Source organism: Nordella sp. HKS 07 (assembly GCF_011046735.1).
Classification (GTDB): domain Bacteria; phylum Pseudomonadota; class Alphaproteobacteria; order Rhizobiales; family Aestuariivirgaceae; genus Taklimakanibacter.
Genome location: NZ_CP049258.1, coordinates 1570606 through 1596911 on the forward strand (window position 1 = coordinate 1570606; position 26306 = coordinate 1596911).

Below are 26306 nucleotides of genomic sequence, written 5' to 3' on the forward strand. Positions count from 1 at the left end.
GGTGCGTCTAGTCTAGCCTATGCTATTCCGTGTCGCTATATACGTTGCACTTGTGCACATGTTCACAAGAAAAAAGGGCGGTCCCGGTCAGTTGCCGGGGCCGACCCTCTCACTGTCAGGATCAAGAAGGGGCGTTACTGCCCCTAACTCCGATTCCTATCAAACGACCCAGTCGTTGATCTGGATGCTGTCGATCGAAAAGCCGGTAAAATCCGCCTGCGGCGACGTGTCGACCAGCGTGATCGTGTGGGTGCTGTCAGCATTGTCCGCATAATCCGCGATGTCCACGTCGAAGTGATACATCTGATTGTTCTCAACGAGATCAGAAGCAAGAATTGTCTTGACCGTCACACCGTCGATCCGGACATCGAACGAAGCGTTCGCCTCCGTCTGGTAAGCATTGCCAAGATAAGTCAGGTTCTGCTTGGCGATGTCGAAGCTCAACACTGCTGTCTTCCCGCCGACCGCAGCGGTCGAGTCGGTGAAGTCGTGCGAGATGTTGATCTGGCCAGGCGTGTTCTGCGTGTCGAGCCAGAAACCATCGGGGCCACCGGAAGTGGCTTTGATGCCGCCATAGCCGTCTGCACCAAGCTCAGAATTCTGAGCCCCGGTCCAGCCGCTGGCGTTGTTGAGGTTGACCGACGCGAACACGGCATTGGTGGAATCTGCCGGGTCATAGTAAGTCTGCTGAACGTTGGAGTCGTAACCATCGAAGTTCTCGGTGAACAGATTGCCACCGACGTGCGGCACGGGCACGGGGGCCGTCACGTCAACGTCAGCCTGCGACCACGTGCCCTTGTTGCCGATCTGGACCATGTACTCGATATCACTACCGCCGGCACCGATCGTAAACTCGGTGAAATCAGCGTTGGCCGTGATGTTGTGGGCAAGCAGATAAGCAGTCTGCTGGGCGACAGTCGGGATGCCGCCGTGGGCGAAGTCAACGACGCCGAAATCGTTAGCACCGAGGCCGTCGTAGTCGCTGGTGTTACCAAAGAAAAACTGCTTGGTGACGTTGACCTTGGCGGCGCCGCCCGGATCGTTGGCGAGCAGGTCAGCGATGGTAAACGTGAAGTCACCGTTCAGACCGACAACGTCATCCTTGGCGGCGTTATTCACGACGACGTTTGGCTCTTTGATTGGAGTTTGTCCCATATTAATTTGTACTCTCATTCCCGGATAAGGCTGTTTTTGACAGTATATGCCCGCCGTCGTCGCCTTGTTCACGACGGTGAGGGGAGGCTTTGATTTTTAGAAAATCGGCTTCCCTCAGGTTGCCGAGTTGGGGCCTATATCGGAAAGGCGCACGTCAATGGCCCGCGATATTGCGTTACCGCAACCCAACGCGACACGCACAATCAAGTAAGCGCTTCTTATCAGAAACACTTACGGCTATCCGCCTATATCTTGCGATTTGACGCCAAAAGGCCTTAACTCCGCTGGGCGGTGCCACTACTCCCGCTGGACGGGGAGAATGAAGGGTCTCCATGGCAAGTGACATCTCTTTGTTGGTTAGGCCCCTGTGGACCCGCTGCATTGCTACCGAGCTGAAGAAGGAGGGAGCGGATGTCGAGGCCGCTCTTTCTGCGTCCGGCCTTGATTGGCGGTCGCTCGACAAGGCCGATGGGTGGATGCCGTTTGTGCATCATGCCGAGCACCCCGCCAGCGGGGCTTTCTCGTCTGGGAGTATTGGACTCGTGTCATAGCGGCAAGGCACGCGGACATCCATTCGCGAGTGGGGAAAACCCCGCTTCACGGCGCCAGGTGGGGTTTTTTTGTTTCGGGCCGATCAACTGCAATCGGAAAGCCACGCTTTCCTATATCAAGGTCTAGTTGATAGCGATCCGCAGTTCGGTATGATCCGAGCATTGCATTGCAATCCCGACCGCAAGCTTTCCCCGAGCGAGCGGAACCCTACGAGTAGACCCCGCCTGGTCCCCTCGGCGGGGTTTCTCGTTCAGGCGGGCCGCGCCAGGCCCCTCAACTTTTGGTTTACTGAATTCGGTCATGCTAGGCCCCGTCCGCCAGTCTCCTCATTCAGCGCGCGGACAACGTGTCTGGAAAACCTCGTCCGGTCCCGCCGGCGGGGTTTTCTCGTTCGAGACCGACGGTGCAAAAGCCGCCAATAACAGCGGCGCCCGTAACGTGCTGCGGTACACCCTTCTTGCCGCGACCGGCCTCAAACTGCGGCGATATGAGCGCTGCCCCGCCCTTCTATCAGTTCAGCTCGGGAACGGTCGCGGCGCCTCTGGTGACGACCGGAACGATAACACGAGGGCGGCGGTCCCCGCCCAGAAAATCGGCGACTTCGGACCGCTCTGGAAAACCCCGCCATGGGCACCCCCGCTTCGCGGGTTTTGGCGTCAAACCGCAAGGCATTGGCGGGTAGCCGTAAGTATTCCTGATGCGCAGCGCTTATGGATTGTGCGCGTCGTTTATGAACTCGCGTGGGGTCGCAATGCGCAACATCGCGGGTCATTGACGTTGTCTGGAAGGTTGTACCCAGGCCGTAAAGAGCGGGTCGGTGGTAACGGCACACCGGCCCGTTTTTGCCTGTCCTGCGACGGTCGGCAAGAGCCGGACAGAGCGGCATATGCGAGCTGATCGCTTGGATATCTCTGGATTAAATGATGCCAAGGGAACGGGACTGAGTCGCCGACAGAGGCAAAATGGCGTTGGGCTGAAGGGTTATAACCAAGGGAAGGCGGAATGTTTCGCCTTTCACGAACAGTGACAAGACAGCACCGCCGCAGGAGGAATTGACTGATGCCAAATTTCTTCAACACATTGGGAAGTCTCACGGTCGTCGGAACGAACCTGCAGGATACGTTCTTTGCCTTCACCTCCGACGCCAATCTGGACCATATTTTGCCGGACGCAACCTTGCCCTCTCTCAGCTGGGCAACGGCGATAAAGAACGCCGACGGCTCCGCCTATGTGGTCAACATGACCAATGTCCAGGTTTCCACCGATCTCATTCAGGGTGGAGAAAAGTCGGACGTCATCTACGGCTCGAATCTCAGTGACGCGATCCTCTACAATAACGGCACGTTTGGCAGTGGCGTCGGGGGCTTTGTTTCAATCGAGCAGTTTTTCCTGGGCGGCGGAAATGATTTCCTGGACCTTACGGGCCACGGTGCCGGCGGGGTGGATTGCGAAGGATGTGACCATTAACGCGGGTGACGGCGATGACATTGTCATCGGCGGCGCTGGTAAGGACACTATCGATGGCGATGCTGGCAACGACTTGATATTCGGCTATCGGGGCTCGGATACGATAAGGGGCGGGTCCGGCAACGATACTCTGTATGGCGACGACCTGGGTTACAATGGAATATCCGGCGACGATCTGGTCCAGGGCGGGGCAGGCAATGACACGCTCTATGGCGGCGCCGGAACCGACCGGCTCGAGGGCGGCGACGACAATGACGTGCTCTATGGCGGGCGCGGGGGCGATAACCTCTTTGGTGAAGCCGGCGACGATACGCTCTATGGCGACGATCCCGGCACCAGCGGTAACGACAAGCTGGACGGGGGATCCGGCAACGATACGATTTTTGCCGGCGCCGGAGACGACGAAACCTACGGCGGCACGGGCAATGATACCCTGAATGGTGAGGCCGGAAATGATTTCATGCGCGGCGATGCCGGGAATGACTTGCTGCAGGGAGGCAGCGGCAACGACACGATCGATGGCGCGGCCGATATAGATACCGCCATATACTCTGGCAATAGAGATGACTATTCGATCGTGTTGAATGCGGACGGTGTGTCGTTCACCATTACGGACCTGCGTCCGTCTTCGCCGGATGGCGTCGATCTGGTGAAGAACGTGGAATTCTTCCAGTTTGCCGATGGAACCATTCCGGCAAATCTTCTCAATCATCCTCCGGTAATCACATCCGACGGCGGCGGCGACACGGCCGCGCTGACGATCGCGGAGAACTCGACTTCAGTCACGACGGTTGTGGCGAGCGACGTGGACGCCGGCCAGACAGTGACCTATTCGATAGCCGGTGGCGACGATGCGGCGTTGTTCACGATTGATACATCGACGGGTGCGCTTTCCTTTGCGAGCGCCCCGGATTTCGAGAATCCGACGGATTCGGACGGGAACAACATCTACAACGTCATTGTGCGGGCTTCTGACGGAAATGGCGGTGTTGATACGCAGGTCATTTCAGTGACTGTTTCAGATGTGGCCGACGGCGCTGCTCCGGTCATCAGTTCGGATGGCGGTGGTGCCACGGCCTCGATCAGCATTGCCGAGAATACGACGGCGGTGACGACGGTGGTGGCGACGGATGCCGACGGTCCGACGCCGAGCTACGTCATCCTGGGCGGAGCGGACGCGGCGCTGTTCGCCATAGACCCGGCCACCGGAGCGCTGAGTTTCGTCTCGGCGCCTGACGCCGAAAATCCCCTGGATGTCGGGCATGACGGCACCTATGAAGTGATTGTCGGTGCAACGGATGGGGCAAATACCGACACACAGGCGCTTTCTGTGACTGTTACCAACGTGAATGACAATGCACCTGTCATCACTTCCAATGGCGGTGGCGCCGTTGCATCACTGAGCATCGCCGAGAATGCGACCGCGGTGACGACGGTGGCGGCAACGGACGCTGATGGAACAACGCCCAGCTATGCCATAGCAGGTGGCGCCGACGCGGCGCTCTTCGGCATTGATGCTGCCACGGGAGCACTGCAGTTTCTGGCCGCTCCGGACTTCGAGAACCCCGTTGATGCCGGTACTGACGGAACCTACGAGGTTATCGTTTCGGCGACCGATGGCCTCAACACCGTTACGCAGACCCTCAATGTGACGGTCACGAATGCCAATGACAATACGCCGGTCATAAGCTCGAATGGCGGCGGCGCGACGGCGAATCTCAGCATCGCGGAGAATACCTCGGCGGTGACGACGGTTGCCGCGAGCGACGCGGATGGGACAGTCCCGACTTACGTCATCACCGGAGGCGCGGACGCGGCGCTATTCAGCATCAACGCAACGACCGGCGCTCTGCAGTTCATTGCGCCGCCTGATTTCGAGCATCCGCTGGATGCCGGAAACGACGGCACATACAATGTCATTATCGGTGCGACCGATGGCACATTCACGGCGACCCAGGCGCTCGCGATCACTGTCACGGATGTGAGTGAGGTCGGCAGGACGATCACCGGCACCTCCGGCAACAATACGATCACGCCAACAACGGCCAATCTCGCGCTTCAGACCACGGCGCTCAACGACACGATATTCGCGCTGGCGGGCAATGACATCATCGACGGTGGTGGTGGCGCGGATCACATGGAAGGAGGGATTGGCAACGATACATACACGGTCGATACCTATTCGGACGACGGCTTCGACGGCAACGATGACCTGGTCATCGAGGTCGCCGGGGCGGGAACCGACCTGGTCAATGCGCTGGTCAGCTACCGCCTGCCGACGGAAGTCGAGAATCTGACACTTATCGGCACCGACAATATCAATGGCACGGGCAATACGCTCAACAACATCATCATTGGAAACTCGGCCAACAACATTCTGTTGGGCGACCTCGGCAATGATACGTTGACCGGCAATGCCGGCGCCGATCTGCTCGATGGCGGAGACGGCAATGATATCCTCTCCGGTGGCGCCGATGCGGATACTCTTCGCGGTGGCGTGGGAGCGGACAAGCTGGATGGCGGAACCGGCGCCGACATCATGGAGGGCGGCGCGGATGATGACACATATACCGTCGACACCTTCTCCGATGACGGCAACAGCTCGAATGACGACATCGTAACCGAGCTGGCGGGCGGCGGCAACGACGTCGTGAACGCGTCCGTGAGCTACATACTGGCGGCGGAAGTGGAAACGCTCACCTTGACGGGAACGGCCGCCATTAATGGGACGGGAAATACACTCGACAATACGATCAACGGCAACTCGGCCAACAACATTCTGTCTGGAGATCTGGGCAACGATACCCTCAATGGCAATTCCGGCTCGGACACGCTGAATGGAGGCGACGGCAATGATTCGCTGTTCGGCGGGAATGACGATGACTTCCTCTTTGGCCAGGCAGGCGGCGACACTCTCCAAGGAGGTGCTGGCGCGGATCTGCTGGATGGAGGAGCTGGAACCGACACCCTGACGGGCCAGGCTGGATCCGACCGGTTGATCGGTGGGACCGGAAAGGACACAATGACGGGCGGCACTGAAGCCGACACATTCGTCTTCAATCCCGGAGACTCGTCCCTCAATAGCGCCAATTATGATCGGATCACCGACTTCGAGACCGGTGTGGATAAGATTGATTTCTCATTTGTCAGCGGCCCTATAGCATCCTCTGCCTATGCCGAAGGGACCATCGCGACAAATAATTACGCCACCGCGCTGGCGACCGCGAACTCTCTGATGGCGAGCGGCACGGTCGCCGTGTTTGTCGCAGGCACGACCGACGGCTGGCTGTTCTCCGACACGAACAACGACTCGATACTCGATCAGGCCACACTCATGCAGGGGCTGAATTCGACGGCAAAATTCGACTATCTCGATATCACGTAGCACGCATCCACATCGGCAAGCATGTGACGAAATCGCTGCGCTCGGGTAAGAGCGTGGAGTACTGATCTGAAGGCGCTGATGCTAGCCGCATGGAAGCTGGCGAACGTATTCTAAACCCCTATCGCCACCGTATTGGCCGAATTCGTCGCATCGGTATAGCCCTGTTGACCAGCATGGGAGTCGCCCTCCAGAAGATCAGAATATCGGGCGATCTGGACGGTTGCACGGGGACGTGCGGCGGAGAGTAAATGGCAGGAGACCGGTGCGCTAGCCTTGCAGGTCCGCACGAGGAACTATGGCTGCCTTCGCGCGGACAGATCGACTTCTACGACCAGCCCGCGCTCATCGGCGCTGCCGCTGACGCGATCGCGGCCTACTTTCTCGTAACCTTCAATGACCGAATCCAATGACCCGATGCGGGAAGACCACGAACAAAGGAGTAGGAGGTTGAGATGACCGATCAACGCTACGGTGCGCCCTAGTAGAATCAAGGCGGTGATGTCCATTTCGGTAGGTCATGGGTGCGCTGGCGCGGGATAAAGGAAAGAGGCCCGGAACGTCTTCCGAGCCTCCCTAATCTTGCCATGGCTTCGCGCGTGTCGCGGCCTTCTTTGGGTTCCTGGCACTGGTCACTGGCCCGAAGGCGCTTGACGCTGGCACTCGCTACCGCTCGGTGAAGGATACCTGCTCGCGCGACATCCGCCAGTAAGCCACAAGACAGTCATTTGTTCAAGACAGTAATTTGTTAAAGCAGCCATGCTGTCCTATGTACGGGGTCATCCACAGCACAAGATGAGCACCGGTCTAGCGGCCGAACGCTCCTGCAAGTTCGTGACGCTCGTGCCTTGGGCGCGTCAATGACCACGTCGACCGCGCGTTCAACCGAGTCGGGTCGGATCATGATCGTGTCCCTTGAAGACCGCCGCCATCGCTTCATCGAGCATGGTTCTCATTGGGGTACCTCCAACCTCACTCATTGCTGACCAAGGCCTTGCTCGAGCGCTTCGGCGGCCGCGCGACCCCACGATATGCTACGCGCGCTTCGCCTGGGCGTCGAGCGCATCATGGTCCAAGCGCCGCATCAGGGCCATGATCCGGCAGCATAGGTCGGCCTCGCCACAAATCAAAGAACGGGGCGTGTGGTGAAAAGCGCCGTTTGGCGACGCTTATACTTTGAGCGCTCGAAATTAGCACGCCCGTTTGAAGAGTTCGCACAAAGTGATCTCAAACGCCATGGCGAGAGGCTTCGCCACCGAGCCGGCCTCTACCCATTTCACAAGCCGCAGGCGCGCAATCATCTGTGCCTCTTTCAGGTACTCGTACCTGCTTGGGTCCTTGAAGAACGCGAATGCTACTGAGAGTGCGAGATCATTCGTCGAATAGGGAATTGGCTCAGCGAAAAGCTCCGCCGCCTTATTCTGCACCAACGTCTGATCAATGCATTCGCACAGAAGGTCTCTGAACGCGATCTGCGACGCCTTCTCGAGGTTCGCAGTCTTTTCGTGACTAAGAGATCCGTACATCCGGATAATCATATTATCCAATGCGGCCTCGGGATTCCGCTCTTTGAAAAACCCCAAAACCATCCCGCCTCCCTTCGGCTTGAGTGTCCCAAGGCTTTGGATAAAGGATCTGGACATGGAGCGATTTCGAATGCCCGCCAACAACTTATTCCATGACGCCAAAGCCGTGAGTGGCCGAGGTTCAAGCGCTTAATGTCGACTCTTGGGCCGACCTTAGTTCTCGTGGGGATTTTCCCGTCCAGCGGCGGCACGCAGAACTGAAGGCGCTCTGATTCGAGTACCCGAGAAGAAAGGCAATGTGCGTGAGGTTCAGGTCCCGCTGGTGCCAGCGGGCAAAAACAACAACCCCCGGCTAGGGATACGAAGTCTAGCCGGGGGCGTCCGGGCGGCATTCTGGTCTTTGTAGGATCAGTCTGCCGCCGCCATCAAGCCTTCAAACAGAGCCAAACCCAACAGCGCTGATCGCTACAAACACGAACAAGCCCCACGGATTGTGAAGTTGACTTGCGGGGACATTACCGATGACAATTGCAATCAGCGGACCACCTAGAGCGGAAGGTTGATCCTCGATTTAGAATATTTAAGGGCCCGCGGATTTCGATTTTCTGCCAGATGCTAACTATTTGACGCCAGAATGAATTGGGCTCTTATTTCGCGGGGCGTCTTTCCCGTCCAGCGCCGACAGGCTGAGCTGAACGCACTCTGGTTTGAATAGCCGAGGAGAAAGGCTATTTCCGTAAGGCTCAGATCCCGTTCACTCAAGTACTTGAGGGCAAGGTCATGCCGCAGACGGTCGACAATTTGCGCGAAAGAGGCGCCTAGCTCGGCCAGGCGGCGTACAAGGGTTCGCGTTCGCTTATTCCAAAATCTGCTGCAATTACCTTCGCTCGCGCATTTCCGCTGGAGAGTCGTTCGTCGGTCGTGAACAATCTGCCATTCAGGTGGCGAGCGATATTGGCTGCGTCAGGATGGCGGCGAGCAGCAAGCGCAGCAAGAACCTCAGCCAGGTGAGGAGAAGGCGGAAGTTATAGCCGGCGGCGGCGAGGATGGCGTTGATGGCGTCGCCCTGTGTTCCGGCGAGATAGTTGCGGCCCATGCGATGTTCGTTCTTGACTAGGCCGATGACCGGTTCGACGGCGGCCCGCCGCTTCATCTCGCGTTTGATTAAAGGCGTCATCCGGCGCTTCTGGCCAGAGGTGTAGACCCTGAACCTGTGGGAGAGCGGGGAGTTGTGCCCCTTGTATCCGGCATCGGCCAGAAGGCGCTCGATGCCGTTGCCGAGCATGCCTTCCATCTCAGGGATCACGCTCGCCAGCGTGTGGCCGTCATAGGGATTGCCGGGCAGCGCCTTGGCATGCAGCGCGAACTGGCCGCCCTTCGAGCGCTTGAGCGCGGTGGCGATCGACACCTTGACGGCGAATTCGTAGGGCCGATGCGCCTTGCCCTTGCCGATACATTCCACTTCAGACGCATGCAGACTGTAGACCTTCATGCCGCGCTGGTTCTGCCTCTGCTCGAGAACACGGCGTGCCAGGGAGAGCGGCCGCCGGATGATGCCCGCAAGGTCATCCTCGCCGGCAATCTGCCGGCCAATGTCGCGAATGGTACGTCCCAGATAGGTCTTGAGCTTGCGCAGCGCCTTGCCGGCCCGCTTGAACTGTCTGGCGTGGGCATAGCGCTGATGCTTGACCAGCAGCAACTTGCCCACCCGCGTGTAGCTCTGCCGCAACTCGAGGCCGACCCTCTTGGCCAGCTCACCAACTTCTCGCGCGCCCGCTGAAGGAGCTTGGCATCGGTGGGGAACATAACGTTCTTTGGCTCGACCGTCGGGTCGACGATCACCCGGCGTGTATCCTGGGGCGCCATGGCGCCGATCCTCACCGCAATCGACAGGCTCTCCTGCAATAACGCGGCGATCCGATCCTCGCCCATCCGCTGACGCCACCTCGTCATCGACGAGCGGTCGAAGGGCAACTCGCGCAGGAAGAATTCCTCGCCGCAGAAGTACTGGAAGTAGGGGTTCTCCACCCAGCGCGCGCACAGCTCCTCATCGGACAGATCGAAGGTATGTTTGAGGATCGCCAGTTCCGCCATCAGCCGGGTCGGCAAGGGCAGCATGCCGGGGCCTTCTCTGCAAGCCTCCCCGCACCTCGCCTCGATCGCCGGCCAGGTGATCGTCTGCGCGAGCTTCACCAGCTCATGCTTCATGCTGATGATCTGGTCGAGGCGTGAGCGGAACAGGTCCTGGTCCCCCGTCTCGCGGCGATCCTGTGGCTTCACTGCGAATCTCCCTGGCCGATCCCCTAACACCAGTGAATCACGCTTCCAGGGCTTCGTGAATTGAAAAGCGAATCTGCAAGGAAATCGACCTCGCCCCGCCCCTTCCCTGCAAAATCAAAATCTAGAACCTCAATGATCAATCAAATCAATCAATGAGTTGGGGATAGCTCACGGGGGACGAAATAGTATGTCTCTGGCAGAGATCCAAACCTCCTGCGGCGCCAAATTTAAGTGGGCGAGGATTGTTGAGCCTTGGTTGGCCTCGGTTGCGGCCCACAACAATCGGTTATTTCGCGTTTTCGACCGAACAAGTGCCCGCGCAGGTGGGTTGGTTCGGGCCGGGAAACCAGACACACCCCCGCTATTTTGAAAACAATATAGAGAACCATAAGAGATAAGGGGAACACCTGTGCCAGAGCTGGCGCAGGTTGAGCACAAACCTGCGCCAGATCGGTCACACCTACCTGCGCCAGATCGGGCGCGGGTTCAATCCGCGGCAGTCTTAAGCACCACGATCTGCGGTGAACGACCAGGTTTGGTTTCGACCGTGATGAGGCCGAGCTTCGCCAGTTCATCAAGGGCCCGCCACTTCGAGCGCGAGGCCACGCCTTCCTGCTGGGTGATGACGTTGGACAGGGCGACGGGTTTGCCACCTCTGCGCCAATGCTCATAAAGCAGTACGAGCGCGACACGATAGGTGCTGACGCGCTTCGTCGATCGAAGCTGCTCAACCCATGTCCACGGTACACGCACGTAATAGTGCCGCCAAGACTTCGGCCTCTTGACCTTGCGCGCAACTGTCTCGCCATCGACGTGCAGTCGGCTGAGATCAAATGGGTCATGGCTCATGGTCATGCCACCACCTGCTGGCGCGCCTGACAGGCCTCGATCAGCTTCATCACCCGGTTCCACATCAGCGCGCCGCGCGGGTCACTGTAGCGATCCGGATGCCGGGTGAGGTGCACGTCGGTGCGCAACTCGAAGCCATCGAGCACGATCCGGGACGCCTTCGCCATGGCGTCCCGCATACGCGCGATGTCATGGTCCAGCCGATCGAGCGGCGCGCAGATCAGCACCGCATCATGGATTAGGGCACACACTTCAATGCCGGCTTCGGTGGCAAGGCAGGCAGCGAGCCGCAACATTTCGCTGCCGTTGGCCTGACACGGGAAGTTGCGCAGCGAGCGCGGGTTGGGATGCTCGCCGATCAGGACCGGCCAGCCGAACACAGTCTGCAGCGATCCGGTAAGCATGGCCTGGTCGACCGTCGCGTCCGACCATCTCCAGAACGTCCGGTAGGTTTCATGGTGGATGCGCAGCAGGTCGCGCCCTACGATCGGCGGTTTTCCAATGCGGCGTGCCAGCCCTTCTCCTTCCATACCGTACGCCACCGCCAACGCACACTGCTTGAAGAGTTCGCGCGTCGGGCCATGCGTGTGCTTTGTGGCGCCGGCGGGAACCGCACCGGCTTGGCGGGCAAACTCAAAGTACGGGTCCCGCGACCGGTACGCCGTCTGCATTGCCGGGTCGCCAGACAACGCCGCAGCGATCCCGTGCTCCTGCTGGCACCAGTCGATGTAGGCGACCCCGAACCCTTCTGGTGGCTGGACCAGGCTGCGCAGCCATACGCTCGGGCCGAAGATGTAGCGGGTATTGCTCGGCTGGCAGCGCCCGGTGCGCGAGCGGAAGGCGGACAAAATGGTCCGGTTTCGCCCGTCGCTGCCGACCGCAAGATCTGCCAGCCGCAGGTCCGACAGCGCGCTGCGCAGCTCGCGCATCGGCGAGACCGCCGGCCAGGCACGTGCCATCTGGCGAAATGTATCGTCGCTCAGGTCGAGACGGCCGGACTCGAGCACTGGCCACGGGATGGCATGTTTGGCAAGGTAGCGTTGCCATCGGTCCAGTCGGAAACTGCGCCCGTCGAACACGCCGTAGTCCCGGTCGATGTCGGCGATCAGCTCATACTGGATCGCGGTCCAGTATCGGCGCAGCAGCTCGAGGGCCACAGTGTCGACCGGCGTGCCATTCCACTCGATGGCGGCGGCCGCCTTCATGAAGCGTCCGCGCAGCAGCGCCCGCGGCAGGTCGAGCCGCGGCAGCATCGCCGCCAGCAGCCGCTCGAGCGTCCGCACGTCGCTGCCACAGTATTGCAGGATGGCCGCCCGGTCCTCGGCCGCCCACGGGCCGCCGGCCAGGATGCAGGCGCGCAACTCCTGCTTCTCGGTGATGTCTATGCCATCGATGCCGAACCAGGCCGCAGCGCCGAGCAGGCCCGCACCATGAGGCAACGTCAGACCGTTTGTGCGGGCGCGGAATTCGGTAAACAGGTCGAGGATGAAAACCGGCTGTGACCAGCCGAGCGCCTTGAAGCAGCCGAGCTCGGCGCTGGCATAGTAGGCGATCAGCAACGTATCGGTGCCGACCGGAAAGGGTGGATCGGTTCCAAATTCACCGCGCCACAGGGTCCAGATCTCGCCGCTGCGTAGTTCCTTGGCCACCATGCAGACAGGCCGCGGCCGCTCACCAGATCGGCCGGCGTCCTCGAGCGTCAGGTGGCCGCCGAACTCAAACTCGAAATCGACGGCCACCACATGGCGGAACGGCAGCCCCTCGAGCATCTAGCCACCGCGCAGGCGCTTGATGACGGGATGATCGGGGTGGTTGATCAGGCGATCCCGAAACGCGATTCGGTAGATCTCGTCAAACCCCATGTCCGGCCAAACCGGATCGGGAATAGAACTCTCGGCTTCGAAGATCTCATTGGCACCGAGCGACATGTTCGCCTTGACGCGCACCCACCGCGTCATGGCGTGCTGCACGGCTGAGGCCGCCGACTGGTGCCAGTTGTTCACGCGCCCGTCTGCGGCGGGGATCCGAACCGGCCACATGAACAGCACGTCGGTGCGGGTGATGACGGTGAACAGCGTTGCGATGAAGCACTCGCTGTACATTTCCGGCACCGCGCCGAGGTCGACGAGATAAAACTCGCGATTGTCCTTGAACTCGACGAAGGCAAATGTCTCGCGGAACGCCGGCTCGGGACGCACGCGTATGAAGTCATGGGGGCTCGGCTTTTTCACCGGCACAGTCGTCAGCAATTTCTTAACGGCCGCGCCTTCAATATTCTCCCGGTTGACGCGCAGCTTTGTCAGATCGAAGGGATCGCTGCTCGCCGCGTTGTCGATTAGCTCAAGCGTCGGTTTCTCGGTCATCGAAATACCTCCATGTTTGGCTGGATGGTTGGGAAACGGGCCGTCGCCGACAGCGACGACAAACGCCTCGTCCTCGGTCACGATATCTACCCTCCGTTCTGGGTGCCATTCAGGCATCTCCCGCGTCCTTTGCTTTGGAGGCGAGCCAGGCCCTCAGGTCAGCCACCAAGATGAGGCTACGCCGGCCAACCTTCAGCACTCGAAGATTGCCTTTCTGGATCTCGCAATAGAGAGTTGAGCGTCCGACACCGCCAAGACGGGCGGCTTCCAGGACGGGTACAGCAATCGGCTCGGTCATTCGTATGTCCTCCTGGTCGTGAGCGGATGAGTCCGGATCACTGAGGACAGGATAGAAACTTTCGCAGGGCTCGATTCCGGGTTTTTTTCATGGCCCATTTAACCAATGGAACCGCATTGCAAGGCGCTGACAGAGAGAAATTAATGACGTGTTTTCAAAGTCTTAGTTCCTTTGATAGATCGTCAGTATACTGATAAAAATCTCATCTCGCCGGTGCTGACGGGGCCGACCTCTGACCCTGAGCCCTAACGGCGATTCGGCTGGGCAATGCGCGCCAAAGGGAGGAAGCGGGCATGGGCTGGTTGCCAAATGCGTTTTGGGCGCTGGGGGTTTGCTTGCGCCCTATGGGATCGAAATCAGTGGATTGCGCTCGACCGGAGGACGCACGCCACCCGCGTTGGTGATACCCCTTAACGCATTGGTATTTCTATGGGAAATGGAAAAACTGGTCTCCGAAAATAGGCAAACGCGACCCATTTTCAACTGTTAGCCTCATTCCAACAGCTGGCAACAGCACGCCACAAAAGGAGTGATGCTATGAAAACCAAGCCCACCCTGATTGCTCATCCCACCTTGGCCGGCACAAAGTACCCCGGCCTGGTCAATCAGTCCGTTGCCAAAACCTCAACACCACCGGTTACAGCCCACAACTACCTGTCGGTCAAGGAAGCTGCCGTCTTCCTGCGCCTGTCGAAGAGCTATCTCGATAAGGCACGCGTCGCCGGGACCGGTCCGGAATTCATCAGGTTGGGCGCCAAGAAGATTGTCTATCGCTTGGCCGATCTCGAAGCCTGGATGCGTCAGAACCGCTACCAATCGACATCCGAGTATCGGGAGGGCAAGTAATCATGGGATATATCCGCAATAACGAGACTAAGTATTACAAAGTAATTCTGAACAATTAGGATATCGCCTCACAGTAAAGGTAGCCAATATACTTGTAGCGTATTCCTAATTTCTAACGTAATACTACTGTTTACTTCCTAGTGAAACTGCGTCCGATATCCCAAGTTCCTAAGGAGCTGGTATGGATCACCTTTCTCAACCTCCTAGGGCAACGACCAATCCTGGTGCCGCCCTATTGTTTGAGCCGTCACTTCGCGATGCAATGACTTTCCTCGAGCAGTCACCGGACCTTCCAGAGAGCCGGAGGCGGCATTGGCTTACAAGCCTGCGGATCACTGCCAAAGGCATTGGGAAACCCCCAGAATCGCTCCCTGTCCGCTTGACAGCGCTCCGTCACCATTTGGCTCGGCTCAGCCCCGTTCTCATGGGCATTGCGCCAAAGACGCTTTCCAATCATAGATCGAACGTCAAGGCAGCCATCGTCCATTTCATGGCGGTTGAAGGAATACCTTCGCGCGGCGCGCCGCTATCCCCCGAGTGGACGGCTATCATTAAGTCGATAACCGAAGTCAAGGCGGCCCGTCTTCTTAGCGGCATAGCCCGCTACTCCGGCGTAAGGGGCATCAAACCTCAGTCCGTGAACGAGCAGATAGTGGCTGCGTATTTTGCCTTCAGACGCGAGACGAGCCTCTATGAAACCGGCATCACCCGTCAGCGAGAACTTTCGCGCGCCTGGAATCGGTGCGCCTGCTCGGTACCCGGCTGGCCTGACATCAGACTTCGGCTGCCGGACCTTGAGTGCAAATCCGAATCCCGCAAATGGGCTGAATTTCCGGACGGCCTACGCCATGACGTGGCCAGGTATCTCGACCAGCTCGCCAAGCCCCACAGAACCTCCAAAGGCAAGCGCCGAAAGCCATCCAAGAAGTCCAGCATAGATACACGCCGGCGCGAACTTGTCGCCTTCGCCAACAAGGCCGTAGCCAATGGCATTGCGATTGAGAGCCTGGTATCCCTGCCGGCTCTCCTGGCTCCCGCAGTCGTTCAGACAGTCCTGGAGGGCTATATGGGTCAGGATAAGCCGACCCGGTATGTCATCGACCTTCCCTGGAAGCTTCTGGCGATCGCCAGGTCGATTGGTGCTGCTTCGGAAACAATCGAGCGGCTTGAAGACATGCGCGAAGCGCTCGAAGCTCAACGCGGCGGCACGATGACCCAGAAGAACATGACCGTGATCAGGGCGGTGATGACGACCGACGTCTGGGATCACGTCTGCGATCTTCCGGCTGTGATGATGATGGAGGCGAAGCGCCTGCTGAATAAGTCGCCGTCCAAGGCGGCAAGCCGGGCTGCCCTGGGTGTTCAGATCCTGCTCCTGACTAGGGCACCTGTCCGGGTGAGCAACCTCCTGAGCATTCGCATCGGGCACAATCTGATCAAGCCCGGTGGCATGAAGGCGCCTTATGTGCTCCTGTTTCCTGAATATGACGTCAAAAACCGGATCGATCTGGATTTTCCGCTGAGCCTGCCGACGTCAAAGCTGATTGACGAATTTATCCAGCTCTTCCGCCCGCATCTCGGCATTTCCCATCGCTCTGACTGGCTATTCCCCGGCGAACAGAAGGCCAGAAATGCTACTCATGCTAGCGTCTCAATCGCCGAGCGCATGCTCAAGGAAACCGGCATCCGCATTACCGCACATCAGTTCCGGCACGCGGCGGCGGCCGTCATTCTCCGCGCCAATCCCGGAAACTACGAATTTACCCGCCGCGTCCTCGGGCATTTGAACGTGCAGACGACCGTTCGCTTCTATGCCGGTCTCGAGAGTTTTCAGGCAAGCAAGCATTTTGGCGAACTGATTGAAAGCCGCCTCGCTTTCAGTGAGGATGCCGACGAATGACCATATCCAAGATTCGATCGCTCAAGATCGCGGAGTGGCCGAATGCGGATCGAGAGGCCTGGGAGCGTGCCTGCAGGCCAGCCAGGAAACTGGGAAAAGGTGGTACAGCCGCTCATCTCAAGCCCGTCAGCCAGAAAGACCTTGAGCGACGTTACGGGTTTTTCCTCGACTACATCGCGAGGGCGTCATTCCTCGATATGGACGCCGAAGCCGGTGCATACGTGATACCAACGAACGTTGATGGGTATCTTGCCGAGCTGAAGGCCCGATTAAGCTCGGTGACGGTTTATGGCAGCATCCGCAAGCTGCGCCGGTTCGTCCAGCTGGTAGCGCCTGACATGGATTTGGGATGGCTTCAGGAGATCGAGCAGGATCTCGATTGGGCAAAGCAGCCAACATCAAAATTCGATCGCATCGTCGATTCGGACCGTATTGTTCAGGCCGGCATGACACTCATGGCGGAGGCAGAAACGGCGCACCACCTCACTCCTCTCAGGCGCGCCCACAACTATCGCAACGGCCTAATGATCGCCTTCCTGGCGATCTTGCCAATCCGGCTGAAGAACTTTTCGGCGCTGAGGATCGGCAAGAATCTCGTGAATTACAGAAAGCATTGGCAGCTCATCATTCCAGCAACCGATAACAAGTCAGGACGTGCCGACGAACGCCCGGTGCCGCGATTTCTTGCCCCTTACCTTGACAAATATGTGGAAATCTATCGCCCGCTGCTCAAGCCTCAATCGGACGGTTTGTGGGTTTCGACTTATGGTGGCGATCTTTCATACAAAGGGTGTGCACAGGTCGTCACTGAAACGACAAGGACGACGCTCGGTATCGCCGTTTCGCCCCACCTGATGCGGTCATGCGCGGCCTCAACCGCATACCTGCATGCTGGTGATGATCCGGACCTGGCATCGGGGCTTCTTCAACATGTCGATAAAACAGTAACCGAGCGCCATTACAATCGGACACGTGGTGCCAGCTATGGGCGAGCTTTCTCCTCTTTGGTGGAGAAAGCAGATGGTAGCGGATGCAGCTAGAGCGCGCACTCATGAATCGAGCAAGATTTGTGCGACCTTCACCATTGTCCGCTATGCCACGATAGCGGACCAAAATTCGCGATGCAGCAAAGCGACGCAATGGGCCAGAATCGGTCATTCAATCTGGCGCGAACGACGACAGTCCGAGACGCCGGGCAAGTCCTTACCCCCAACCTCCAGCCATTGCCGGGCGTGTTCATTCGGCACAAGCTCAGCCATTCGCCCCCCATAACGTTCCAGATCGCTGCCATCGAGCTGCCCGTGCCATTTACCGGTACCGCCCGAATCGAAGAATGCAGCGTCGTCCTCCCAAAACCCCTTGCCACCCTGGGGCGCGAAACGGTCCGCCTGGGCGCGCATCGCATCAAACGCAGTCGCATTCACGACCTCATTCACCAACTTTACGTCGGCGCTGATCCTAGCCCCTTCGGCGAGGCGCCGCACGGCGGCGTGCGGGTCCGCGACCATATCCGCGTAGTGCAGAAGAACTAGCCTCGGGAGCCGCCGCTCCAACACGGTCGCACGGAAATGTTGCGCAATCGTCGCTAGAGAATCGCGGTCGAAATCCTGCGTGTCGACTTCGGACGAAAGAAAGTCGGCCAGTGCAATCTCGAGGGGTCGCCGCATGGGGTGTTCAGGAGCGTTCTTCCTGTTCAAGGCATGTTTGCGGAGAGAAAAGAACACGTCGAGCGGGTGACGATATACAGCAACTACGGTCACACCGTCCCAGACGGGAAAACCATCTGCCGGTGTATGGGTTTTCACCACCCGGCGACCGCGTTGCCGCGCGAGGGCGCTCGCCACCTCTTCCGCGTCGCCAAGCGCCGCATCAACCCAAGGCGAGAGCACGTGAACACGGTCGGTTAAATTGCTTCCGCCGTGAATGAGCATTGTAAGGATCGTCTGTGTCCACGTTGTGCCGCATTTGGGAGGAGTGCAGACCACAATGTCGCCTGTTCGCGGCTCCCATGTGGACCAACGCTCGGGCGTCGTTAGATCTCCACGGTAGTTCGCGGTTGCAGATGCCAAAACGATGGCTCGCTCACCATTCATCGCTTCCAGTCCCTGATTTGCCGGTGGCCCGAGTCAACCCAACGGAATGCTAGGTCAAAGTACAAAACGAAGCGAGACCCAGGTAAAATTGATGCAGATTGATAGTTAGGATGTCACCTTAGGGCCACAACCGGACCACAGCGACCGCGGAGCTGAGGCTACTCCGGAAGCCCCGCTTTGCGCAGTCCATCAAGCAGGTGATCGCCCAGCGCTTTGTCGGCATAGCCCAGTTTCTTTGCCACAGAATCGAGCGACGCTTTCGGCCTAGCCTCAAGAAAGTCACCCAGCTCGCGCCGCGCCTCTGTTTCTTGCCCCAGTTGAGCGAACGCTGCGGCCCGAAACATTGGCGTCCAGAAGTGCTTGCCGTGCATCCGCCGGAGCGAGGCGATCGCCTCTTCGTGGCGCCTCAGAAAGTACTGCGTCTGACCGCGCACCTCCCAGATGTAGGTCGGAGGATAGGAATCGCGCTGCAGGAGATCACCCAGATAACCCAGTGCATCATCCAATCTGTTCACATACATCAGCCAGTTGGCCCAATCCACTGCCATGCTCACGTCATGCGGGCTGAGGTTGACAGCCTGATCGAAGTGTTGGCCGGCGAGATCGAATTCCCTCCTCCGAAGGGCAGCCCATCCCATGCTGTTGTGCGCGTATGCATCATTCTCATTGAGTGCCAACGCTCTCTGAGCGTGTACTGCCGCCTCCTCGATCGTCTCCGGGCTTTCGTCGAGCAAATAGCGGAAGCACAACTGACTGGCCAACCAGGCATGAGCCTGGGCGAAGTCGGGATCGAGCTCAGTGGCGCGCCGGAACAATTCGACAGATTGTTTGAGATCGTAGTGATAGTCACAGTTCCGTCCCTGCAGGAAGCAGTCGTAGGCGACCCAATCCTTGGTCGGCTTGTGACGGGAATACTCGGCCCCGATGGTTAAGAGGCGGCCAAGCAACGTTGCCACAATCGCGCGGGTCACTTCGTCCTGGACGGTGAAAATATCCTGAATATTGCGATCATACCGCTCTGCCCAGAGATGGCTCTGACTCACAGCATCGATCAGCTGTGCTGTTACCCGAATGCGATCTCCCGCCCTGCGCACGCTCCCTTCGACGATGTATCGCACGCCGAGCGCTCGTCGTACTGCAGCGATGTCCGTGGCAGGCCCCCGAAATTGGAAACAGGCGTTGCGCGAAATGACGAGTAGGGAGCGATCGCGGGCCAGCTCAGTAATGATGTCCTCAGTGATGCCATCGCTAAAATACTGCTGCTCCGGATCGCCCGACATGTTGGTGAAGGGCAGCACCGCGATCGACGGCTTGTCACTCGCCGCCTGGACCGGCTGACCGGCGTCTACCGATTCCGTGGAAATGGGCAGCGTAAGGCGATAGACACGTACCGGCTCCGAGATGTTCTTCAAACTCTGTACGCCCAGATCGTCGAAGCCAACCTTGACTTTGTTTCGGATGTGGTCGTGAGCGGTGCCTGAGATGAAAATGCTGCCCGGTTCCGCGAGTGCTTCCAGGCGTGCGGCGATGTTAACGCCATCACCGTAGAGGTCGCCGCCCTCAACCATCACGTCGCCCAGATTGACGCCAATGCGCAGTACGATGTGAAGATCTTCGGGCTGGTCACCGTTGGCGGCGATCATGGCCTGCTGTAGATCGACGGCGCATTGCACAGCATTGACGGCGCTGGCGAACTCCACCAAAACACCATCGCCAGTCACCTTGAAGATGCGGCCGTGGTGTTCGGCAGTAAGGGGCTTAAGGATGCGATTCCGCCGAGCCTTGAGGGCGACCAGTGTTCCCACTTCGTCATGCTCCATGAGCTGGCTGTAGCCAACCACGTCGGCGGCCAGGATGGCGGCGAGGCGGCGTTGGGCGCGTTCTTCGGCCATCTGTAACAATTGCTAATAATGATCAAGCTACCCGATTGTATGATTACTGAGGGTGAAGAGTCTATTGGCCCCAACTTCCGGTTCGGGTCATTCGCTACCGGGCCGAGCCAGCAGCCAAGTCCAGCTATGTCGGCTATGCCCCGATAGCGACTAAACTTCTGCAGCGCAGCAAAATGACGCAATGGGCCATGTGTGGACGGCTCCGGGCTGTCAAGGTTCTTTTGCATGTCGCAGCGCTGGTCGTAGCAGCCATGTGTTCGGCCTTTGAGTGCGGCTCATAGGGCCGCTGGCCATTATGCCTCCCGTGGATCATGTCCCGGTCAAAAGCTCGCATTCGACAATGCTGTGGCCCATGTGGATTGTCCTGATCGCCGGATCGACCGGTTCTGCGTTACCTGCTGTCAGTCCTTTCCAGCCTTCACATCACGCCCTTGCGGGCGCGATCTCCTCCAAAGTCGCCGTGCCCTAGCGAGCCAGCGCGACGGGTTCCGTGTAACGCTCGCCCTTGGCCATCATCGCCCAGGCCATGCGGGCGATCTTGTTGGCGAGCGCGATCGCGGCCACCTTTGTCGGCCGCCGCTCCAGCAGCTTGGCAAGCCATGGCCGATGCTTGGTGCCGTGGATTTTCGCGTATCGGATCACCGCCAACGCGCTAGAGTCTGTCTTCAGTTGAGGGATTCCCAAATCAGCGATTGAGTGATTCATGGGAGGTCGGTTTTTGGAGGGCCGACCGATGCGACGCTATGCATTACGTGACGATCAGTGGGATCGGATCAAGGATTCTCTGCCCGGCCGTGAAGGCCATGTCGGCGGTACAGCTGCCGATAATCGATTGTTTGTTGATGCGGTGCTGTATCGCTACCGAGCGGGGATTCCCTGGCGCGATCTGCCGGAGCGTTTCGGAGACTGGAATATCGTCTATCAACGCTTCAGTCGGTGGTCAAAAGTGGCGTTTTCGAGCGTATTTTCAAGCTATTAGCGAGCGATCACGACAACGAGTACATGATGATCGACGCCACCATCGTGCGGGCTCATCAACATAGTGCAGGAGCGCGCAAAAAAACGGCGAGCAAGCGATCGGCCGCTCGCGTGGCGGACTGAGCACCAAAATCCACGCGCTCGTCGATGCCTTGGGCAATCCCGTGAAGGTGATGCTTTCGCCAGGACAAACCAACGACATCATTTGTGCCCAGCCTTTGCTCGAGACCTCCGATCCCGCCGCCCTCATCGCCGACAAGGCCTATGATGTCGACGCCTTCCTCACAACCCTCGCCGACAAGCAAATCACCCCAGTCATTGCCTCTCATCCCCGCCGTAAGATCCCATTGCCTTGCGATTTCGCCCTCTACTGCGAACGCAACCTCGTCGAGCGCTTCTTCAATAAACTCAAGCACTTTCGAGCTATCGCAACCCGCTACGATAAGCTCGCCAGAAACTTTCTAGCCGGCGTCCACTTGGCTTCGGCTTTCATCTTGCTCAACTGAAGACAGGCTCTTGCACAGAACAGCGAGCGCAGGTATCGATCGCCCTGTTTGGTGATATTGCCAAGCCTTTCCCTGCCTCCACTGGAGTTCTGCTTCGGCACCAGCCCAATCCAGGCTGAGAAGTCGCGTCCCGAGCGAAACGCCCTCGGATCGGGAATACTGGCGACCAGCGCGGTTGCCAACGCCGGACCGACCCCGGGGAGTTCGTCGAGCCGACGGCTGGTCTCGTTTGAGCGATGCCAGGCGTTGATATGCTGGTCGAACGTCAGGATCTGCCGCTTCAGCTGCCATAGTTGACGGCCCAGTGCCTCCAGGCACTCGCGCGCAATCTCGGGCACGCGTCCATCGTCGGGATCGGCAACCACATCGAGCAGCTTCTCGACGCCATTGCGGCCGACTGGTGCGACAATGCCAAACTCGGCAAGGTGGGCGCGGATCGCATTGATCAGCGCAGTCTGCTGGCGAATGAACAGATGCCGCGTACGGTGGAGCATCAGACAGGCTTGCTGGTCGGGTGTCTTGGTCGGCACGAACCGCATGCTTGGCCGCTGCACCGCCTCGCAAATGGCCTCGGCATCGGCCGCATCGTTCTTCTGGCGTTTCACATACGGCTTCACATAGGCCGGCGGCATCAATCGAACCGTGTGCCCGAGTGCCTGCAACTGGCGCGACCAGTGGTGCGAGGACGCGCATGCCTCGACACCAACCACGCAAGGCGAAAGCTTCCTGAAGAAGCCGAGAACCCGTGACCGCCTGAGGCGCTGGCGAATAACGCCCTGGCCGTCTGCGTCAATGCCGTGAACCTGGAAAACAGACTTCGCAATGTCGAAACCGATTGTCGTCACCGCTTGCATATCGAGCTCCTCCGAATCGTAGTCACCTTTTGGCAACCAATCCTATGGCGCTTGCGCACCAGGTGGAGGAGCCGTCCACAGCATCACAAGCGGACCACTCAAACTTCAGTGGAGCATAGAGTGGGCCACAAGTTCAAAGACGACCAAGCCTATGGTAATCCCTGAAGCCCCAAGAACAAATCTCGTTCTTTGCCTTTCCAGCGCCGTCATTGTCCTGAGCTGTTCTGGGACTTGGGAGTGGGCGCGAAGCTTTCGAGCATGCCAAACCGTATAGAGATTGGCTGCGGCGCCCAGTGTCACCAGAATTAGCAATGGAATCCGCAGAACGCTTTGATCGAGCACGGTCAAAATTGCAGACAGCCCAAACAGACTGGTGGCGCCAACCGCTACTGCCAGCGGGCCAATCAGGGTCACGACCGCACACGGCGCTCCCAGTATGCCAAATATAATTGCACCGATGCTAATCGTTCGGCTGGCGCTGGAGTCCGCTTCATCATCACTTAGGGGCCCGACACCTGCCATCTGCAAGCGATAAGCCCGGATTGGATCACGAAATCCCTTCAGCCGTGCTTCTTCCAAGCGAGCGTCCGGAAAACCTTCACCGGCCAGGCGGTAGCACTCGTCAGTGATCAGAACTTCACCCGCACCTGCTTTGCTCTGCAGGCGAGCAGACAGATTCACCACATCGCCGATGGCGGTGTAGTCCTTGGCATCGTCCGATCCAAGTCGGCCCACACGCGCGTAACCGGTGGCAACGCCCGTCGATACCTGCAGCGGAAGATTGAAGCGGTCGCCAAGTTTTTTCAGCGCGGCACTGATCTCAATCGCGGCCAAGATCGCTCGGCGCGCATGGTCATCTCGTCGCAACGGAATATTGAACAACGCCATTACCGCGTCGCCGACATATTTGTCGATGAAGGCACCATGCTTCACCAGAATATCCGTCGCCATTCGGAGATAGGTATCCACGACTTCATGCGTCCTCTCGGCACCGAGATTGTGTGTCAACTCTGTAAAGGAGGAAAGATCTGCGAACAGAACACTGATTTCGACCATCCGGCCTTCTTCAACATGAGTACTGCAGCGTGTACAAATGTTCGGATTTCGGGTGCTGCGGCCAATGCCGAGGCACCGGTAAAAGATGCTGATCGTACCGGCAAGCATCGTTCCGCAGACCGCACATTGAGATGCAAGCCGACGGGTTGCGTGTGAATGCGTGCTCATCTTCGCCGAGAGGCCTTTTCGTGTCACTGACTGTCAACGCGGGGCATGTATTTCGCTTGAAACATCGCGACGGCGATGCACGCTCCAAGCAGCGATCGGCGGTCAATACGAGATTTTCATTGGCATCACCAATGGGCGACCAAATTCCGTGTGAGATGTTACAGGGTATTTTGCGACCCCGCTATTGCCCTGAGGGCATAACGGTCAGAAACGGTGGGCCCAACCGCCCCGTCTAGTAGTGGGCCATTTTCGGACCTTCGAGGCATCCTAACAAGGGCTCGCGCGCGCCGCTCCATAGGCTAAGATGCCTCCAACTGGCAGGAGGTCTGTCCTTGCAAGAAGGGCAACGTAGGCTGGCGGCGATCTTGGCTGCCGATGTGGCGGGTTACTCGCGCCTAATGGCGGCTGACGAGTCGGGCACGCTGGGACGACTCAGGCGGCTCCGAGCCGAGGTATTCGAGCCAAAGATCGCCCAGTTCTACGGGCGCATCGTCGGGTCCGCGGGCGACAGCCTGCTGATCGAGTTCGCGAGCGCGGTCAATGCGGTGCAGTGCGCTGTTGAGGTGCAGCGTGAGCTGGACGGCCAGAACGCCAATCTACCGGAAGACAGGCGCATGGCGTTCCGCGTAGGTGTGAACCTTGGCGACGTGATCGCCGAGGACAACACGATCCACGGAGACGGCGTGAACGTCGCGGCGCGGCTGGAAAAGCTCGCGGAGCCAGGCGGTGTCTGCATCGGTCACGCCATCTACGATCAAGTGAAGGGCAAACTTGCTTACACCTATGATGACCTCGGCGAGCAACGGGTGCACAACATTGCGGAGCCGGTGCGCGCCTATCGTGTGAAGCCGGCCAATGCATCCGTCAACAGCTTATCCGCGTCGCCGGCTAGGGATGCGCGACCACTTCCCGACCGGCCATCGATCGCCGTCCTGCCCTTCCAAAACATGAGCGGTGATGTTGAGCAGGAGTATTTCGCCGATGGACTGGCTGACGATTTGATAACCGATTTGTCGAAGATCCCTGGGTTTCTGGTCATCGCCCGAAATTCCACCTTTGCTTACAAAGGCAGGGCTGTCGACATCAGGTCAGTCGCCAAGGATTTGGGGGTGCGCTATGTCATTGAAGGAAGTGTCCGCCGTTCGGCAACTCGCCTGCGGATCAATGCCCAGCTTATTGATGCAGCAAACAACAGCCATCTATGGGCTGATCGCTTCGACCGCGATCTCGCAGACGTCTTCCTGTTGCAGGACGAAATCGTTGGAAAAATCGTAAATGCTCTAACTGGAGCTCTGCCTTCACCGTCCCTTCCTTCCAGACGCAAAGCGACGACCCTCGAATCTTATGATATGTTCGTGCGTGGCCGGGCAGTGGTAATTCAATCGCCCGAAAGCAATAGAGCAGCTCTTCCGCTGCTTGAAAAGGCAATCGAACTCGATCCCGAGTTTGCTGACGCACATGCTTGGCTTGCGAAGAGCCATGAATTCGCATGGACGTACGGGGGGGAGGCCAAGGAACCTCATCATTCGCTCGCCCTGGCAGCTGTTCAGCGAGCCCTGGCGCTCGATCCGCAAAATGCGGACGCGCATACAATCCTTGGTAACCATCTCCTGCATGAAGGTGAATTGGATAAGGCCGAGGCGGAACTTGCAATCGCGCTCCGTATTGACCCGAATCACGCCAACGGCTGGGCGTTTTTGGGTGAACTCAAAGTGTCGGAGGGATTGGCACTCGACGGCGTCGAATTGGCGCTGAAGGCATTTCGCCTAAACCCGTATCCGCCTGGATGGTATCATTGGCTTCTTGGGTATACCCAATATGCCGCGCGCCACTATGAGGACGCAGTCCGGACACTTAGGCACGAAACAACATATCAAACCGGCTCGTGTCGTCTTTTGGCGGCCAGTTTGGCACAGCTCGGCCGCCTGGACGAAGCAAAGGTAGAAGGGCGACGTTTCTTAGCGATAAACCCCAATTTCACAATACAACATTGGGCCAGTATAGTTCCTTTCCGCTATGAAGCAGATCGGCAACATTTCATTGATGGGTACACCAAGGCCGGGCTGCCCATGTAACGATTCTACTCTACCCTCACGAAGGCGTAATACTGGCAGAATTTCCTAGACACAGCTGGGGACGGC

Annotated in this window: 17 protein-coding genes and 4 pseudogenes; 7 read left to right on the forward strand and 14 right to left on the reverse strand. The window is 58.5% G+C overall.

Features of this window, described 5'->3' with window-relative positions:
- Nucleotides 1-159: 159 nt before the first annotated feature.
- A complete protein-coding gene (locus tag G5V57_RS07390; protein WP_165166901.1) occupies nt 160-1119 on the reverse strand; it encodes a hypothetical protein in 960 nt (319 codons plus the stop codon).
- 1647 nt (nt 1120-2766) lie between these two features.
- Between G5V57_RS07390 and G5V57_RS34275 the strand changes: the two genes are divergently transcribed.
- Together G5V57_RS34275 and G5V57_RS07395 are read left to right on the forward strand one after the other, a co-directional pair.
- A complete protein-coding gene (locus G5V57_RS34275) occupies nt 2767-3174 on the forward strand; it encodes a hypothetical protein (RefSeq protein ID WP_246737565.1) in 408 nt (135 codons plus the stop codon).
- The gene (locus tag G5V57_RS07395) at nt 3110-6559 is read left to right on the forward strand and encodes a cadherin domain-containing protein (RefSeq protein WP_256378682.1); all 3450 of its coding nucleotides are present in this window, start codon (nt 3110-3112) and stop codon (nt 6557-6559) included. The genes G5V57_RS34275 and G5V57_RS07395 overlap by 65 nt, the downstream gene beginning before the upstream one ends.
- A gap of 1187 nt (nt 6560-7746) precedes the next feature.
- On the opposite strand, the gene G5V57_RS07400 is transcribed toward G5V57_RS07395, so the two are convergent.
- The 8 genes and pseudogenes from G5V57_RS07400 to G5V57_RS07435 form a co-directional block, all read right to left on the reverse strand.
- A complete protein-coding gene (locus G5V57_RS07400) occupies nt 7747-8199 on the reverse strand; it encodes a hypothetical protein (protein WP_165166902.1) in 453 nt (150 codons plus the stop codon).
- A gap of 64 nt (nt 8200-8263) precedes the next feature.
- Nucleotides 8264-8395, reverse strand: coding sequence for an AraC family transcriptional regulator (locus G5V57_RS35155; protein ID WP_165173911.1), 132 nt, complete (start codon nt 8393-8395; stop codon nt 8264-8266).
- A gap of 302 nt (nt 8396-8697) precedes the next feature.
- Complete coding sequence (locus G5V57_RS35160) at nt 8698-9012, reverse strand: helix-turn-helix transcriptional regulator (RefSeq protein ID WP_165173912.1); 315 nt, start codon at nt 9010-9012, stop codon at nt 8698-8700.
- A 7-nt stretch (nt 9013-9019) separates the two neighbouring features.
- Nucleotides 9020-10362 (reverse strand): annotated as a pseudogene (locus tag G5V57_RS07415) (IS5 family transposase).
- 486 nt (nt 10363-10848) lie between these two features.
- The gene (locus tag G5V57_RS07420; protein ID WP_165166903.1) at nt 10849-11217 is read right to left on the reverse strand and encodes a hypothetical protein; all 369 of its coding nucleotides are present in this window, start codon (nt 11215-11217) and stop codon (nt 10849-10851) included.
- Entirely contained in the window at nt 11214-12980 is a 1767-nt protein-coding gene (locus G5V57_RS07425) for a DNA polymerase (RefSeq protein ID WP_206530225.1), read from the reverse strand. Before G5V57_RS07425 ends, G5V57_RS07420 begins: the two co-directional genes overlap by 4 nt.
- On the reverse strand, nt 12981-13655 hold the full coding sequence (locus tag G5V57_RS07430) for a hypothetical protein (RefSeq protein ID WP_165166904.1): 675 nt from the start codon (nt 13653-13655) through the stop codon (nt 12981-12983).
- Nucleotides 13656-13683: 28 nt separating this feature from the next.
- Nucleotides 13684-13872 carry a helix-turn-helix domain-containing protein gene (locus tag G5V57_RS07435; RefSeq protein WP_165166905.1) on the reverse strand — a complete coding sequence of 63 codons (189 nt, stop codon included), beginning with the start codon at nt 13870-13872 and terminating at the stop codon, nt 13684-13686.
- A 537-nt stretch (nt 13873-14409) separates the two neighbouring features.
- Between G5V57_RS07435 and G5V57_RS07440 the strand changes: the two genes are divergently transcribed.
- The 3 genes from G5V57_RS07440 (at nt 14410) to G5V57_RS07450 (ending at nt 17658) form a co-directional block, all read left to right on the forward strand.
- On the forward strand, nt 14410-14718 hold the full coding sequence (locus tag G5V57_RS07440) for an AlpA family transcriptional regulator (RefSeq protein ID WP_165166906.1): 309 nt from the start codon (nt 14410-14412) through the stop codon (nt 14716-14718).
- Nucleotides 14719-15142: 424 nt separating this feature from the next.
- Nucleotides 15143-16618 carry a site-specific integrase gene (locus tag G5V57_RS07445; RefSeq protein ID WP_165166907.1) on the forward strand — a complete coding sequence of 492 codons (1476 nt, stop codon included), beginning with the start codon at nt 15143-15145 and terminating at the stop codon, nt 16616-16618.
- Nucleotides 16615-17658, forward strand: coding sequence for a site-specific integrase (locus G5V57_RS07450; protein WP_165166908.1), 1044 nt, complete (start codon nt 16615-16617; stop codon nt 17656-17658). The genes G5V57_RS07445 and G5V57_RS07450 overlap by 4 nt, the downstream gene beginning before the upstream one ends.
- Nucleotides 17659-17772: 114 nt before the next feature.
- On the opposite strand, the gene G5V57_RS07455 is transcribed toward G5V57_RS07450, so the two are convergent.
- From G5V57_RS07455 to G5V57_RS07465, 3 genes and pseudogenes are all read right to left on the reverse strand, one after another.
- Entirely contained in the window at nt 17773-18711 is a 939-nt protein-coding gene (locus tag G5V57_RS07455; protein WP_165166909.1) for a sulfotransferase domain-containing protein, read from the reverse strand.
- 158 nt (nt 18712-18869) lie between these two features.
- A complete protein-coding gene (locus G5V57_RS07460; protein ID WP_165166910.1) occupies nt 18870-20603 on the reverse strand; it encodes an adenylate/guanylate cyclase domain-containing protein in 1734 nt (577 codons plus the stop codon).
- Between the two features lie 465 nt (nt 20604-21068).
- Nucleotides 21069-21254 (reverse strand): annotated as a pseudogene (locus G5V57_RS07465) (IS110 family transposase); the annotation flags it as partial.
- Between the two features lie 82 nt (nt 21255-21336).
- On the opposite strand from G5V57_RS07465, the pseudogene G5V57_RS07470 reads away from it, so the two are divergent.
- Nucleotides 21337-22087, forward strand: a pseudogene (locus G5V57_RS07470) (IS5 family transposase).
- A 20-nt stretch (nt 22088-22107) separates the two neighbouring features.
- Here G5V57_RS07470 and G5V57_RS07475 read toward each other — a convergent pair.
- Both G5V57_RS07475 and G5V57_RS07480 read right to left on the reverse strand, forming a co-directional pair.
- Nucleotides 22108-22941 (reverse strand): annotated as a pseudogene (locus G5V57_RS07475) (IS110 family transposase); the annotation flags it as partial.
- Between the two features lie 105 nt (nt 22942-23046).
- Complete coding sequence (locus G5V57_RS07480) at nt 23047-23997, reverse strand: adenylate/guanylate cyclase domain-containing protein (protein WP_165166912.1); 951 nt, start codon at nt 23995-23997, stop codon at nt 23047-23049.
- Between the two features lie 500 nt (nt 23998-24497).
- Between G5V57_RS07480 and G5V57_RS07485 the strand changes: the two genes are divergently transcribed.
- Nucleotides 24498-26240 (forward strand): tetratricopeptide repeat protein, encoded by a 1743-nt coding sequence (locus G5V57_RS07485; RefSeq protein ID WP_371744751.1) that lies wholly within the window; start codon nt 24498-24500, stop codon nt 26238-26240.
- Nucleotides 26241-26306: the final 66 nt, after the last annotated feature.

Coding starts and splice junctions, on each gene's coding strand:
- G5V57_RS34275 (WP_246737565.1), top strand. CDS start 2,767: ATGCCAAATTTCTTCAACACATTGGGAAGTCTCACGGTCGTCGGAACG.
- G5V57_RS07395 (WP_256378682.1), top strand. CDS start 3,110: ATGATTTCCTGGACCTTACGGGCCACGGTGCCGGCGGGGTGGATTGCG.
- G5V57_RS07400 (WP_165166902.1), bottom strand. CDS start 8,199: ATGTCCAGATCCTTTATCCAAAGCCTTGGGACACTCAAGCCGAAGGGA.
- G5V57_RS07420 (WP_165166903.1), bottom strand. CDS start 11,217: ATGACCATGAGCCATGACCCATTTGATCTCAGCCGACTGCACGTCGAT.
- G5V57_RS07425 (WP_206530225.1), bottom strand. CDS start 12,980: ATGCTCGAGGGGCTGCCGTTCCGCCATGTGGTGGCCGTCGATTTCGAG.
- G5V57_RS07435 (WP_165166905.1), bottom strand. CDS start 13,872: ATGACCGAGCCGATTGCTGTACCCGTCCTGGAAGCCGCCCGTCTTGGC.
- G5V57_RS07440 (WP_165166906.1), top strand. CDS start 14,410: ATGAAAACCAAGCCCACCCTGATTGCTCATCCCACCTTGGCCGGCACA.
- G5V57_RS07445 (WP_165166907.1), top strand. CDS start 15,143: ATGGGCATTGCGCCAAAGACGCTTTCCAATCATAGATCGAACGTCAAG.
- G5V57_RS07450 (WP_165166908.1), top strand. CDS start 16,615: ATGACCATATCCAAGATTCGATCGCTCAAGATCGCGGAGTGGCCGAAT.
- G5V57_RS07455 (WP_165166909.1), bottom strand. CDS start 18,711: ATGAATGGTGAGCGAGCCATCGTTTTGGCATCTGCAACCGCGAACTAC.
- G5V57_RS07460 (WP_165166910.1), bottom strand. CDS start 20,603: ATGGCCGAAGAACGCGCCCAACGCCGCCTCGCCGCCATCCTGGCCGCC.
- G5V57_RS07480 (WP_165166912.1), bottom strand. CDS start 23,997: ATGGTCGAAATCAGTGTTCTGTTCGCAGATCTTTCCTCCTTTACAGAG.